Below are 13,998 nucleotides of genomic sequence, written 5' to 3'. Positions count from 1 at the left end.
CTGATGTAGGCGTCGCCGGTCGGCGAGGGTGATTTGCGTATAGCATCTGGACATGCCAAAATCTCCAAAGTGAAGCCATTGAAATTACTGGCATGTCGCACTTGGAAATAGAATGTACCGCTACACACGGACGGATTGCATAATGCGATTTATGGAACTAATCTCTTAGTGCGCCATCGAGCTTTAGTGCCAACCATCGAACATTGATTTAGTGTCTACCGCAGCACACGATGCTGCGAACGAGATACTTTCGATCTTGCCCGGCCTCCATCCCGCCAACTCCGAAAACAAACCGCGGTTGAACCCGCTGATCGGAAAATCAGCCCATGCGTTCCGACGCATAGCTTCCCGGGCTTGCCGGAAACACCACGGTGCGGTTGCCGTTGATGAAGGTGCGGTGGTGGATATGTGCGTGCACGGCGCGCGCCAGCACCTGGCTTTCGACATCGCGGCCGATCGAGACATAATCCTCGGCCGACTGGGCATGGGTAATGCGGGCAATGTCCTGCTCGATGATCGGACCTTCGTCGAGATCGGCAGTGACATAGTGCGCCGTTGCACCGATCAGCTTCACACCGCGCTCATAGGCCTGCTTGTACGGGTTGGCCCCCTTGAACGACGGCAGGAACGAGTGGTGGATGTTGATGATCTTGCCCGACATCTTCTGGCACATCTGGTCCGACAGGATCTGCATATAGCGGGCCAGCACGATCAGCTCCGTGCCGGTCTGTTCGACCACATCCATGATCCGAGCTTCTGCCTGCGGCTTGTTGGCCTTGGTGACCGGAATATGGTGGAACGGGATGTCGTGGTTGACGACGACCTTCTGGTATTCGAAATGGTTGGAGACGACACCGACGATCTCGATCGGCAGGGCGCCGATCTTCCAGCGATAGAGCAGGTCGTTCAGGCAATGGCCAAAGCGCGACACCATCAAAAGCACCTTCATTCGATGCTCGCTGTCGAGAATATCGGCTTCCATGCCAAAGCGGGTCTTTACCGCCTCGAAGCCGGCCTTCAGCTTGTCGAGCGTGGCACCTTCCTGGCTGATGAAGGTCAGGCGCATGAAGAACAGGCCGGTCTCCATATCGTCGAACTGCGAGCTGTCGGTGATGTAACAACCCTCGTCGGCCAGATAGCCGGTGATCGCCGCGACGATGCCACGGGTGGATTTGCACGATACGGTCAGAACGTAGTTTCGCATTGTCTGTTTTGCTTTCGTGACTTTGCAGATGGGCAAGTTTTGAATGTTCACGGCGCTGCCAGCTTGCAGACGCGCGCCGCAGTCATGTTCCGGTGAGGAACGAACGAGAAGCCGCTGGCGTGGAATTATGTCAGCGACTGCAGGAACGCTTCCAGTTCCAATGCGTCGATACCGACCAGATGCGATTTGGCGGGATAGGCGCCAGATTTGACATCGGCCACATATTCGCTGAATGCGGCGATGCGCTCCTGTTGCAGCCGGTCATATTCGGCGGCAAAGTTCCGATAGGTCTTGGCGTGACGCGGAACATGGCCTCTGTTGGCGCCGAGCACATCGTCTGCAAAAAGATATTGCGCGTCACAGCCGGTGCCCGCGCCCATCGACAGCATCAGCATGGTGGTGCGTTGGCTGATCGCCGCCGCGACCTCGCCCGGTACGACTTCGATCTCTGCGGCAAACGCCCCTGCCTCTTCGAGAGCCTTGGTCTGCCGCCAGATTTCGAGTGCGCTGATCGACGTCTTGCCGACCGGGCGGAAACCGCCGGTCCAGGTCGCTTTCGAAGGAATGAGGCCGACATGCCCGCAAACCGGGATTCCCTCTTCGCGCATGCGGCGGACGGTCGAAAGACCGGCGGCGCAATAGACCGCGTCGCCACCGGCTTTCAACGCCTGGAAAGCGGCGCGAATATACTCATCTGCCGTGACAAGATCGCCATATTCGAGACCGGGAAAGGCAAAGACGGACGGTGCCGCCTCGCGGAAGACAGGACTGAGAAGCGATGGCGGTAAGGAGACGAGATCGACCCCTCCCCGTTCGGCGGCCTCTGCCTCCTCCAGTGTCTCGACGCGCAGCATGCTCAGCTGACGTTTGCCCTTCATCGAGAGAAGGTCGGCGACGGTTGGTCGGCGGTGTCTCATGGCATATTTCTCCGTTGCCGCAGCGGCCTAAGGCGGTCGCGGCGGTTTGGTTCTGTGTCGGGTCCAGCGGCCCTCAGGCCACTAGCAGCGTCTTCAGCTTGGTTTCCAGCGCGGCGAGCACGGCCGGATCTGGATGGATGCCAGCCGCAATCATCATTTCGGCAAGGCGGATATCGCGGGCAACCGTATTGCCGGTACCGATGCCGCTGGCGGCGATCAGTCGGCCCTCGACATCGAGATGGAAGAGAATGAAGGCGCCGCAAGCCATCTCACGGCGGACGGTCTGGACCGCGCCATCGGCAAGACCAGCAATCTGCAGCGTCAAGTCGTATTGGTCCGACCAGAACCAGGGAACGGCTGTGATCGTCTCTTCTGCCCCCAGCAGATTGGCGGCGGCAAGCTGGCCCTGGTCCTGGGCGTTACGCCAGGCTTCCAGCCGCAGGCGGCGATTCCCATAATGCGACAGAGGAAAGGAGCAGCAGTCGCCTGCCGCAAAGATGTCCGGCACAGATGTTCGCAAACATGCGTCAACGGCGATGCCGTTGTCGATAGCAAGTCCGGCATCACGGGCAAGCTCGACGTTCGGAACGGCGCCGATGCCGACAACGATCAGGTCGGCGGCAATCGTGCTGTTGTCTTCAAGCAGGATTGTCGCGCTGTTATGGCTTTCTTCCAGACCCCGGATCTTGGCGCCGCACAAGATGTCGACACCCTCGACCTTGTGCCGTTCGGCGACCACAGCAGCGAGTTCTTCCGGGACGCCGCGGCTGAGGATGCGGGGCAGGCCTTCGATCAGCGTGACACGCGCGCCGAGCTTGCGCGCGGTTGCCGCCAATTCAAGGCCGATGAACCCGCCGCCGATAATGGCAAGATGGGTGCCGGGCTGCAGGGCGGCGCGAATGACAACGGCGTCACCATGGGTTCGCAATGTGCGGACGCGCGTCTCGGACACTGCCGCAATTGGATTTTGGCCCGGAAACGGGCGCGCGCGCGCGCCGGTCGTCAAAAGCAATTGGTCATAGGCGAGGTTGCGGCCATCGGACAAGCGCACCGTCTTCTTGAGCGGCTCGATATTTTCTGCGCTGATGCCGGTCAAGACCGTAATGCCTGCTTCTAGATAACGGGCAGAATCGGAGACCAGCTTGGGCGCATGGCCGAGCAGCAGCGCATCCTTTGACAGCGGCGGGCGCTCATAGGGTAGATGTTCCTCGGCGCCGACAAGGGTGATCTCTCCCGAAAAACCCTTTTCGCGCAGACAAAAAGCTGCACGCGCGCCGCACTCCCCTGCCCCGATGATGACGATATGGGTCATGGTTCGTCCCTCACCCGAGTGAAAGGAAGACGCTGCCGGATTCAACCTTGACCGGATAGGTCTTGAGGTTGACACATACAGGGGCACCCTTGGCTTCGCCGGTCATATAGCTGAAGCGGCCGTTATGCTTTGGACATTCGATGATGTCGTCCATGACAAGCCCATCGGCAAGGTGGATTTTCTCGTGGGTGCAGAGCCCGTCGGTCGCAAAGAACCGGTCGTCTGGGCTGCGGTACACCGCAAAGGTTTTGCCGTCGTGGTCGAAGCGGATGACATCCTCTTCGTCGATATCGTCCGTTGCGCAGACTTCCACCCAGTTGCTCATCGTTTCCTCCATTCAGTTTTGGTGTTGATACCGCTCTATTCGGCGGCGATTGGCTCGGCGTGAAATTCCTCGCGGTACGGCCTGGCCGTCGGTGGAAGCTCGCGCTTGAGAAAAAAATCTTCGTTTCTCAGCTGCCGCAGGAAGGCTGGGATCATCTCGCAGTAGCCCTCCAGCATCGACCTGTTCGGGGCCGGCAGGTCATGCTTGATCATCTCATGCAGCTGGGGCAACGCATGATAGGGCACCATCGGGAACATGTGATGTTCGACGTGATAGTTCATATTCCAGTACACGAACCGGCTGAACGGGTTCATGTAGACGCTTCGGCTGTTTAGGCGGTGGTCAATAACATTGTCGGCAAGGCCGCCATGCTGTAGAAGCCCGGTCAGGACATGATGCCAGGCGCCATAGAGCCGCGGCAGTCCTACCAGCATCAGCGGCAGGATGGAGCCGAGGTAAAGTGCCAGAACAAGCGTTGCCCCATAGATCAGCATCCAGATGCGGGCGACACGGATGACACGAGGCTGCTCCTGCTCAGGGATGAAGGTTTTTTCGGCCGGACTGATGATACCGGCTGCGTTGCGCACCATGTCAATCATCGCATAGCCAGCATCCAGCAGGCCGAAGAAATTGAGCACCAGCCTGAACAGGTCCGGGGGACGCATGACGGCAATTTCGGGATCGCGGCCGACGATGACCGTATCCGTATGGTGGCGGGTGTGGCTCCAGCGCCATGTCACCGGGTTGCGCATGATCATGAAACAGGCGATCTGGTAGACAGCATCATTCATCCAGCGCGTCTTGAAGGCAGTACCGTGGCCGCATTCGTGCCAGCGCGAATCCGATGCCGACCCATACATGACGCCATAGATCAGAAAGAACGGCACGCACCACCAGGAGCTCCAGAAATAGACGCCGAGTGCGCCGGTGAAGACCATACTGCCGAGCCAGATTGCCGTATCGCGGATGGCCGGGCCATCCTCGCGCTTCATCAGCTCTTTCATCTGCTTGCGTGGAATATCGGTGTGATACCATTCGGCGGCGGCAAGTCCGCTGTCGACGGCGGCCTGAGCATCGCGCCCGAGCAGGCTGTAGTCGCGTTTCGTGGCAACCTTATCCATTTTATCCTCCCGCCCTCCGGTCTTGGCCTATGCGATCAGAATAGGTTGACTTTCATTGCAGCTCAATGCAGCCTTGATGTAATCTATCAAAACACATCACAGCTTTCATACTGGAATGATGGTTTCTATCAGGAGAACCGATGAGTGGACGCCCGACCATTACCGATCTTGCCAATGCCGCAGGTGTGAGCGTCGCCACCGTTGATCGCGTTCTAAACGGCCGCCACAAAGTTCGGGAGGAAACTGCGCGTCGCGTTTACGATGCGGCCAAGACGATCGGCTACCATGCCGTCAGCCTGTTGCGTCAGAGGGTCTTCGAGGATCTGCCGCAATATAAGCTGGGCTTCATCCTGCAGAAACCGAACCAGCATTTCTATCAGTCACTGTCCAAGGAGATCGAGGCTGCAGCCCTTTCGGCGCCCGGCGTACGCATCATTCCCCAGATCGACTACAATATGAGCGCAACGCCGACGGCATTGACGGAAAAGCTCAAAGCTGTTGCCGCCCGCAACCAGGCGGTGGCACTTGTCTGCCCGGACTATCCGGCCGTGACGGCGGCGGTGGAAGGCCTACGGGAAAAGGGGATTCCCGTTTTTGCAGTCCTGTCCGATTTCGCCGTCGGCGTGCGTGAGGGCTATGTTGGGCTCAACAACCGCACGGTTGGGCGCACCGCGGCCTGGATGATCGCCAAAGTGGCGCGTAAGCCGGGCAAGGTCGCAACATTCATCGGCAGCCACCGTTTTCACGGCCATGAACTGCGCGAGATCGGCTTCAGGTCTTATTTTCGCGAGAATGCGCCCGAATTCGAGGTACTGGATACGCTGGTCAACCTGGACACCGCCGAGATTACCCATGAGGCAACCGTAAATCTCCTGCAGCGGCATCCCGATCTCATTGGCTTTTATGTCTGTGGCGGCGGCATGGAGGGTGCGATCACGGCGCTGGCGGAAGAGAAGCGTGCCGGAAAACTGCTAGTTGTCGTCAACGAACTGACGCCTGAATCGCGCGCTGCGCTTGCAGAGGATCTGGTAACCATGGCAATTTCCACACCCGCCGCACCGATCGCACGCGAACTGATCGGGCAGATGGTCGCCGCCATCGATCGCGGTATCGGCAGCATTCCCGGCCAGACATTTTTGCCCTTTGATATTTTCACGCCGGAAAATATCTGATCGGGACGACACGCAGATGATAGAATTCCCTCAACCCGTTTCCGCTTTCTTTCACGAATGACAGAGAAATGATGCGTTCTGCTTTGACTGTTCTGCAATAAGCTGCTGATCTTCAGGCCCTTAGGGAGAGATTTGCAACCGGGCCGCACGCTTCAAAAATCGAGCGGGCCCGTCCTCCCCGGCCCGTTCATTTTGCAGGAGGAAGCAACAACGATGACCACCCTTTCATTCGCGCTCAATCATATGACGGCTCCGGCACTTTCGCCGGACGCCTTTTTCGGCTTGGCGGCATCGCTCGGCATTGCAGCCGTTGAAATTCGCAACGACCTCGACGGAAACGCCATCATCGACGGGACCCCGGCCGGCGAGATCAAGGCCCTAGCTGAAAAGCACGAACTAACGATCATCTCCATCAATGCCTTGCAACGGTTCAATGAGTGGAACGAGGCCCGCGCCGGCGAAGCGCAGGACCTCATTACCTACGCGCGCGATTGCGGCGCCAAGGCGCTGGTTCTCGTCCCGGTCAATGACGGCAGCGGGCAGGCCGACGGCGAGCGGCAGGCCAACCTCCGGAGGGCGCTGAGCGCGCTGAAGCCAATGCTGGAAGACGCAAGGATTACCGGCCTTGTCGAGCCGCTTGGCTTTGAAATCTGCTCGCTGCGCTCCAAAACCGAGGCGGTGGAGGCCATTCGCGCCGTTTCAGGAGAGAATAGGTTCAAAATCGTGCATGACACGTTCCATCATCATCTGGCAGGAGAAGAAAAATTCCACCCTGAGATGACTGGGTTGGTTCATATATCCGGCGTCGCCGATCCGGAAGTCAGCGTGAGCGCCATGCGCGATCCGCACCGCGTTCTCGTCGATGCCACCGACCGGCTGGACAATGCCGGCCAGATCCGGACGCTGCTGGAAAAGGGATATGCCGGTCCATTCTCATTTGAGCCATTCTCATCGGAGGTCCATCAATCCGCCGAAATCAAGGTAGCGGTTCGCGAGAGCATGCAGTTCCTTTCAGGCAAGGTATGAAGGAAACGTGTTTCGGACCGTTTTTTTCGCACGAGTGACGATTGGAACTCCCTTGACGTTCGAACCAGAAAATGGAATAGTTATTCCGTATTGGAAAACTAGTGGTTTGTTTATTCTGTTTTGATCTTGGGCGGCCTTGGGAGAGGCAACTTACGGAATTGGGCGTCACCGGGAATGGGGCGCCTCCGGCTTGTGGAGGGTGGTCGCCGGTCACCGTTTTGTGGAGGAACTACATCATGAAGAAAATGATTATGGGCGCAGCTCTGGCTGTGATGATGTCGACAGCGGCTCATGCCGAAAACGTTGGCGTTTCGATGGCCCTGTTCGATGACAACTTCCTGACCGTCTTGCGCAACGGCATGCAGGATTATGCAAAGACGCTCGACGGCGTCACGCTGCAGGTCGAGGACGCGCAGAACGACGTTGCTAAGCAGCAAAGCCAGATCCAGAACTTCATCGCTGCCGGCGTCGATGCCATCGTCGTCAACCCGGTCGATACCGATGCGACTGCCGCCATGTCGAAGATCGCTGCCGATGCCGGCATTCCGCTGGTTTATGTCAACCGCGAGCCTATCAATATCGACACGCTCCCGGAGAAGCAGGCTTTCGTTGCATCCAACGAACTAGAATCGGGCACGCTGGAAACCCAGGAAGTCTGCAAGCTGCTCGGCGGCAAGGGCAAAGCAGTCGTTATGATGGGCGAGCTTTCCAACCAGGCCGCCCGCATGCGCACCAAGGACGTGCACGACGTTCTGGCAACCGACGCCTGTAAGGGGATTACCATCGTTGAAGAGCAGACGGCCAACTGGTCGCGCACCCAGGGTGCCGACCTGATGACCAACTGGCTTTCGGCCGGCCTAGAATTCGACGCTGTTATAGCCAACAATGATGAGATGGCCATCGGCGCCATTCAAGCACTGAAGGCTGCCGGCCGGCCGATGGACAAAGTCGTGATTGGAGGCGTCGACGCCACGCAGGACGCTCTTGCCGCCATGGCAGCAGGTGATCTCGACGTTACGGTGTTTCAGAACGCCGCTGGCCAAGGCAAGGGTGCACTTGACGCTGCCTTGAAATTTGCTCGCGGCGAAACAGTCGAAAAGAAGGTTTATATTCCTTTCGAACTGGTCACCCCAGCCAACCTCAAGGACTATCAGGCGAAGAACTGAGCCAGATCACCAGGGCGCGCTCATCCGCGCCCTGGACTGCCCGGTTCCGTGACGACCGGCGCATTGCGATGCGCAACGAAAGCCAAAAGGTGACCGTGCCGCTCAATGGGGCAGGTCCCGGCCATTTAAGGCGACAGGGAGGCATCAACACATGGTCAGTCCGACAACTATGGCAGCCGTACGTGCCAGTGGCGCCGTACCCAATGCCGAATATCTTCTCGCTGTTGAAGGCGTACGCAAGGAGTTTCCGGGCGTGGTAGCGCTCGATGACGTGTCGTTCCGGCTAAAGCGAGGCACGGTGCATGCACTGATGGGCGAAAACGGCGCGGGCAAATCGACATTGATGAAAATCCTTGCCGGCATCTATACGCCCGACAAGGGCGAGGTAAAATTTAAGGGTGTCGATATCCAGCTGAAATCACCTCTGGATGCGCTGGAAAACGGCATCGCGATGATCCATCAGGAGCTTAACCTGATGTCATTCATGACAGTCGCCGAAAATATCTGGATCCGCCGCGAACCCCTCACCCGGTTCGGGTTCGTTGACCACGGCGAAATGAACCGTAAGACGGCTGAGCTCTTTAAGCGCCTGAACATCGCACTTGATCCCCAGGCAGAGGTGCGTGATCTTTCGATCGCCAATCGCCAGATGGTCGAGATTGCAAAGGCAGTGTCTTATGAGTCCGACGTGTTGATCATGGACGAGCCGACATCGGCGCTGACCGAGCGCGAAGTCGCCCATCTCTTCACCATCATCCGAGACCTGCGCAGCCAGGGCATCGGCATCGTCTACATCACCCACAAAATGAACGAGTTGTTCGAGATCGCTGACGAGTTCTCGGTGTTCCGCGACGGCAAATATATCGGCACGCATGCTTCCACGGACGTGACCCGCGACGATATCATCAAGATGATGGTCGGCCGCGAGATCACCCAGATGTTCCCCAAGGAAGAGGTGCCGATCGGCGATATCGTTCTATCGGTGAAAGAGCTCTGTCTCAAAGACGTCTTCCACGATGTATCCTTCGACGTGCGCGCCGGCGAAATCCTTGGCGTTGCCGGTCTTGTTGGCTCCGGCCGTTCGAATGTGGCAGAAACACTGTTCGGCGTCACGCGGGCAAGCTCGGGATCGATCGAAATTAATGGCAAGCCGGTGAAGATCGTTTCACCGACCGAAGCGATCCGCAACCGTATGGCCTTCCTCACCGAAGACCGAAAGGAAACCGGTTGCCTTCTCATCCTCGATGTTTTGGAAAACATGCAGATCGCGGTGTTGCAAGACAAGTTCGTCAAGATGGGCTTCGTCGATCAGAAGGCGATATCAAAAAAGTGCGAGGAGATGGCACGCAAGCTTAGGGTCAAGACGCCGAACTTGCAGGAGCGCATTGAGAATCTCTCCGGTGGCAACCAGCAAAAGGCATTGATCGGCCGCTGGCTTTTGACCAACCCTCGCATTCTCATTCTCGACGAGCCTACGCGTGGCATCGACGTCGGCGCCAAGGCGGAAATTCACCGGCTGGTGACGGAACTCGCCCGCGATGGCGTTGCCGTTATCATGATCTCGTCGGAAATGCCGGAGGTTCTCGGAATGAGCGACCGCATCATGGTGATGCATGAAGGTCGGGTTACGGGCTTCCTAAGTCGGGCGGAAGCAACCCAGGTCAAGGTAATGGAACTTGCAGCGCAGTGATGGCGCGCTTTTACAAATACCATCAGGGAGGACAGACATGAGCACGAAGATAGAAGCCTCGGCCGCAACGGCATCGCCGTCGACCAGCAAGCGGCGTATCCCGCCGGAATTCAATATCTTCCTGGTGCTGATCGGCATCGCAATGGTTTATGAGGTGCTTGGTTGGGTGTTCGTCGGCCAGAGCTTCTTGATGAATAGCCAGCGCCTGACGATCATGATCCTGCAGGTGGCAGTCATCGGCATTATCTCAGTCGGCGTCACGCAAGTGATCATCACTGGCGGCATCGATCTTTCCTCCGGTTCCGTTGTCGGCGTCACTGCGATGATTGCCGCGAGCGTCGCCCAGTCATCAACCTGGCCGCGCGCTCTTTTTCCTTCGCTAACCGACCTTCCCGCCATCGTGCCGATCGGGCTGGGCCTCGCAGTTGGTCTTCTTGCCGGGCTGATCAACGGTTGGCTGATCGCCAAGACGAAGATACCCCCCTTCATCGCGACGCTGGGCATGATGGTCTCTGCGCGTGGTTTGTCGAAGTGGTACACTAAGGGCCAGCCGGTATCAGGCCTGACGGAGCAGTTCACCTTTATCGGCACGGGCATCTGGCCGGTTATCGTTTTCCTTGTCGTGGCTCTCATCTTCCATATCGCCCTTCGCTATACCCGCTACGGGAAGTTCACCTACGCTATTGGCGCCAATGTTCAGGCGGCCCGCGTCTCCGGCATCAATGTCGAGGCGCATCTGATTAAGGTCTATGCTATTGCCGGCATGCTGGCAGGTCTCGCCGGTGTCGTCACAGCTGCCCGTGCCCAGACAGCGCAAGCCGGCATGGGCGTGATGTACGAACTCGATGCTATCGCCGCCGCTGTCATTGGTGGCACATCACTTGCCGGCGGCGTCGGGCGGATAACCGGCACGGTCATCGGCACAGTCATCCTGGGGGTGATGACCTCCGGATTTACCTTCCTGCGGGTGGATGCCTATTACCAAGAAATCGTCAAAGGCATGATCATCGTCGCTGCGGTCGTGGTCGACGTTTACAGGCAGAAAAAACGCAAGACGGTTTGACGGTCTGCAAGACAGGTGGCGAGGATAACTGACATGAAATCATTGGGCGTCGGCTTGATCGGCACGGGGTATATGGGCAAGTGCCACGCGCTGGCGTGGAACGCGGTCAAAACAGTCTTCGGCGACGTCGTCCGCCCGAGGCTGGTGCATTTGGCTGAAGCCAATGTCGAACTTGCCACCACGCGCGCCGATGGTTTTGGCTTTGAAAAGGCAACCACTGACTGGCGTCGGCTTGTGGATGATCCGGACGTCGATGTCGTCTCGATAACTACGCCCAACCAGTTCCATGCCGAGATGGCCATCGCGGCACTCGAAGCCGGCAAGCATGTCTGGTGCGAAAAGCCGATGTCGCCTGAATTTCCCGATGCGCAACGCATGCTCAAAGCCGCCGAGGCTTCGGGCAGGGTTGCAATTATGGGCTACAATTATATTCAAAACCCGATCGTGCGCCATATGAAGACGATGATTGATGAAGGCGCGATCGGTATCGTGAACCATGTCCGTGTCGAAATGGACGAGGATTTCATGGCCGATCCTGAGGCTGCCTTCTTCTGGAAGAGCGAACGGACGGAGGGCTATGGTGCACTGGATGATTTTGCGGTGCATCCCCTGTCGCTGCTCTGGTATCTTTTCGGCCATGTCCGTTCGGTCATTGCCGACATGGCGAAACCATACGCCGACCGGCCCTTGAAGGACGGCGGGCGCAGGGCGGTCGAAAACCACGATGGCGCCAATATCCTGATGCGGCTCGACAACGGTATCTCTGCCGTGCTGATGGCAAACCGCGCCGCTTGGGGGCGAAAGGGGCGCATCGCGCTACAGATTTATGGATCCAGAGGCTCGATCCTTTACGATCAGGAACGCATGAACGAGCTCGAAATCTATCAGGCCGAAGGCAACACCACTGAACAGGGCTTTCGCCGTGTCCTGGCGGGCCCCGCTCATGCGCCATACGGTCAGTTCATTCCGGCGCCGGGACATGGCCTCGGCTTCAATGACCTGAAAATCATCGAGTGCCGCGAACTGATTCGCGCCATTGGCGGCGAACCATTTTCGGCGATCGATTTCAAGGAGGCGTTACGCATCGAGCAGACCGTCCATGCCATGGCACAGTCGTTTGATCAAAAAGCATGGATCGACGTCAATGAGGGCTTTCGGTCAAATGCAGCACCGCCTCAATTCCGCCCTTACGTAGCTCCGTAAGTCCATGACCATTCAGGTAAGTTTTCCATTTCCTAGCCCGCGTTATAACAAAAACAAATTAGCTGCGTGATCTTCTTGACCAGTCGCGTGGACGCCATCGTCAGTGGTTTGGCGAAACCTGGCTCACATCGCGGTAAGGAAGTCTCGGGCCGTGCCCCAACTGAATGAGACAGGTCACTTTGAAAGGAATCGAACTGGCAGCGATCATGTTTGGGGAACTCAATATTCTTCAACTGCCTTTCCCCTGACAGTTAAAGACGTCTTGATTTTTTGGCTGCAGGGCCGGATCCGGCCCTGCTGGGGTGCCTTGGATCAGAACTTGACCAAATTTTGGAACACAAGAGCGTTTCTGGCCTGAATGAGGCGACCACCTTCGGCAATCTTGCCAATTTCGATTGGTGCAAAACCAAGGTCATGCGTGAGCGAGGCGACAGCCGTGCTCGCTTCGCCGTGATCGCTGGAGATGAACACGACACGGCGACCGCCAGCCGGCACAGGCGCAGTCAGGCCCTGCATGGGAAGCTGGTTAAATGCTTTCACCAACTTTGCACCCGGAATGCGATCCGCATTCACCTCTGACGACAGGCGGCCCTGCAGCTCGCGCTCCTGGACCTCTGGCGGAAGAAATGCCGAGTTCGTGACATCCACCACGATCTTCCCTGACCAGTCGCTAAGCAGTTTGCCGACATGCTTGAAGTTCAAAAACTGAACAGCAAAGAAAATGATCTCCGCGTCCAATGCGTCTTCTACAGCGGTCGGTTTGACAGCACCACCAAGGCCGTCAATCGAGGAAGCGACTGCTGCCGGGCCTCGTGTGTTTGCGACGCTGACTGGGATTGAGTTTTTTGCGAAGAAGCTTGCCAGCGTGAGGCCAACGCTACCTGTTCCTATGATGCTGTATTTCATGATGTTCTCCACTATGGTGTGATAGTTGCAAAAGATGAGACGCTGGGACGAGCTGCGGCCGAACAAGCGAGTTCGCCGAATTCCTCGACGGCCTGCTCGCCATAGTCGCCAGCGCGGGCACGCCCCGCGAGGATGAAATCAACGTCTACGATCCCTATCCAGCCGAGAACCTGCCGCAGGTAGCCGCTTGCTTGATTGTATTTCTCGACTGGAGAGCCGGGCGAGAAATCGCCACCACTCGCGAGGATGATGTTTGCCTTCTTGCCAATGAGAAGACCGTTGTTGTCGGACGACACGGTCACGCCTACACGCACGATATGGTCGATATAGGCTTTCAGGACGGCTGGGATCGAGAAGTTGAACATCGGGGTACCAATGACGATCTGATCCGCGCTGCCTTTAGTTCTGCAACCAGGTCATTCGACACCTTGATTGCCGCGATGCTTTCCGGGGAATGCGTATCTGGTGGCGTGAAAGCACCCATGATCCAGGGGAGATCGACGAACGGAAGGTTAGTCTTCATAAGATCGCGGACAATCACTGTCCCGCTGGGGTTTTCGACCTTCCATCGGTCGACGAAGACGGCGGTAAGCTTGCGGGATGTAGAGAAGTCGTATCGAGGACTTGCTTCGATTACTAGAAGGGTGGGCATATCGAACCTCTGCGGTGTCTGTCTCAATGCTGCGATGGTCGGGGACGAAGGCTTGGCTTTGAATAGCCTTAGAACCTTCTCGAACCATCGGCCCGATGTCGTGAGGACATTCGTTTGTTGAGCCTGGAGTTGCCCCATAAAAACCGGACAGGATCAGATTTCTGTTTGACGGTTTAAGAACTCACGCGGGGATCGATATCCCAAAGCCTTGTGCGGGTGAAGCGTGTTGTAGTGCTCGAAC

General features: G+C 57.5%; 14 protein-coding genes. 6 read left to right on the top strand and 8 right to left on the bottom strand.

Going from position 1 to position 13,998, the window contains the following annotated elements:
* Positions 1 to 319: 319 nt before the first annotated feature.
* The 5 genes from purU to ACP7BS_RS29455 all read right to left on the bottom strand — a co-directional run bounded on the left by purU (position 320) and on the right by ACP7BS_RS29455 (position 4,879).
* Positions 320 to 1,204, bottom strand: coding sequence for a formyltetrahydrofolate deformylase (purU, locus tag ACP7BS_RS29475; protein ID WP_426231956.1), 885 nt, complete (start codon positions 1,202 to 1,204; stop codon positions 320 to 322).
* A gap of 125 nt (positions 1,205 to 1,329) precedes the next feature.
* On the bottom strand, positions 1,330 to 2,121 hold the full coding sequence (locus ACP7BS_RS29470) for a 3-methyl-2-oxobutanoate hydroxymethyltransferase (RefSeq protein ID WP_426240903.1): 792 nt from the start codon (positions 2,119 to 2,121) through the stop codon (positions 1,330 to 1,332).
* A gap of 73 nt (positions 2,122 to 2,194) precedes the next feature.
* Entirely contained in the window at positions 2,195 to 3,433 is a 1,239-nt protein-coding gene (locus ACP7BS_RS29465) for an NAD(P)/FAD-dependent oxidoreductase (protein WP_426240902.1), read from the bottom strand.
* Between the two features lie 10 nt (positions 3,434 to 3,443).
* Positions 3,444 to 3,758, bottom strand: coding sequence for a MocE family 2Fe-2S type ferredoxin (locus tag ACP7BS_RS29460; protein ID WP_426231959.1), 315 nt, complete (start codon positions 3,756 to 3,758; stop codon positions 3,444 to 3,446).
* A gap of 35 nt (positions 3,759 to 3,793) precedes the next feature.
* A complete protein-coding gene (locus ACP7BS_RS29455; protein ID WP_426231960.1) occupies positions 3,794 to 4,879 on the bottom strand; it encodes a fatty acid desaturase family protein in 1,086 nt (361 codons plus the stop codon).
* Positions 4,880 to 5,019: 140 nt separating this feature from the next.
* Between ACP7BS_RS29455 and ACP7BS_RS29450 the strand changes: the two genes are divergently transcribed.
* From ACP7BS_RS29450 to ACP7BS_RS29425, 6 genes are all read left to right on the top strand, one after another.
* Entirely contained in the window at positions 5,020 to 6,051 is a 1,032-nt protein-coding gene (locus tag ACP7BS_RS29450; protein ID WP_426231961.1) for a LacI family DNA-binding transcriptional regulator, read from the top strand.
* A 213-nt stretch (positions 6,052 to 6,264) separates the two neighbouring features.
* The gene (locus ACP7BS_RS29445) at positions 6,265 to 7,077 is read left to right on the top strand and encodes a TIM barrel protein (RefSeq protein WP_426240901.1); all 813 of its coding nucleotides are present in this window, start codon (positions 6,265 to 6,267) and stop codon (positions 7,075 to 7,077) included.
* Positions 7,078 to 7,313: 236 nt separating this feature from the next.
* The gene (locus tag ACP7BS_RS29440) at positions 7,314 to 8,243 is read left to right on the top strand and encodes a sugar ABC transporter substrate-binding protein (protein ID WP_426231963.1); all 930 of its coding nucleotides are present in this window, start codon (positions 7,314 to 7,316) and stop codon (positions 8,241 to 8,243) included.
* A gap of 151 nt (positions 8,244 to 8,394) precedes the next feature.
* Complete coding sequence (locus ACP7BS_RS29435) at positions 8,395 to 9,933, top strand: sugar ABC transporter ATP-binding protein (protein ID WP_426231964.1); 1,539 nt, start codon at positions 8,395 to 8,397, stop codon at positions 9,931 to 9,933.
* 37 nt (positions 9,934 to 9,970) lie between these two features.
* On the top strand, positions 9,971 to 10,996 hold the full coding sequence (locus ACP7BS_RS29430; RefSeq protein ID WP_426231965.1) for an ABC transporter permease: 1,026 nt from the start codon (positions 9,971 to 9,973) through the stop codon (positions 10,994 to 10,996).
* Positions 10,997 to 11,029: 33 nt separating this feature from the next.
* The gene (locus ACP7BS_RS29425) at positions 11,030 to 12,199 is read left to right on the top strand and encodes a Gfo/Idh/MocA family protein (protein ID WP_426240900.1); all 1,170 of its coding nucleotides are present in this window, start codon (positions 11,030 to 11,032) and stop codon (positions 12,197 to 12,199) included.
* 312 nt (positions 12,200 to 12,511) lie between these two features.
* Here ACP7BS_RS29425 and ACP7BS_RS29420 read toward each other — a convergent pair whose 3' ends face one another.
* The 3 genes from ACP7BS_RS29420 to ACP7BS_RS29410 are packed head-to-tail and all read right to left on the bottom strand — an operon-like array spanning position 12,512 to position 13,757.
* Positions 12,512 to 13,105 carry an NADPH-dependent F420 reductase gene (locus ACP7BS_RS29420; protein ID WP_426240899.1) on the bottom strand — a complete coding sequence of 198 codons (594 nt, stop codon included), beginning with the start codon at positions 13,103 to 13,105 and terminating at the stop codon, positions 12,512 to 12,514.
* A gap of 11 nt (positions 13,106 to 13,116) precedes the next feature.
* A complete protein-coding gene (locus ACP7BS_RS29415) occupies positions 13,117 to 13,488 on the bottom strand; it encodes an NAD(P)H-dependent oxidoreductase (protein WP_426240904.1) in 372 nt (123 codons plus the stop codon).
* Positions 13,440 to 13,757 carry an NAD(P)H-dependent oxidoreductase gene (locus ACP7BS_RS29410; protein ID WP_426240898.1) on the bottom strand — a complete coding sequence of 106 codons (318 nt, stop codon included), beginning with the start codon at positions 13,755 to 13,757 and terminating at the stop codon, positions 13,440 to 13,442. Before ACP7BS_RS29410 ends, ACP7BS_RS29415 begins: the two co-directional genes overlap by 49 nt.
* Positions 13,758 to 13,998: the final 241 nt, after the last annotated feature.

Origin of the sequence: Pararhizobium sp. DWP1-1-3 (assembly GCF_049896125.1) — a bacterium.
GTDB lineage: Bacteria > Pseudomonadota > Alphaproteobacteria > Rhizobiales > Rhizobiaceae > Pararhizobium.
The sequence above is the reverse complement of the archived record's forward strand: the minus strand, read 5'-3'. Positions and strand labels throughout refer to the sequence as shown.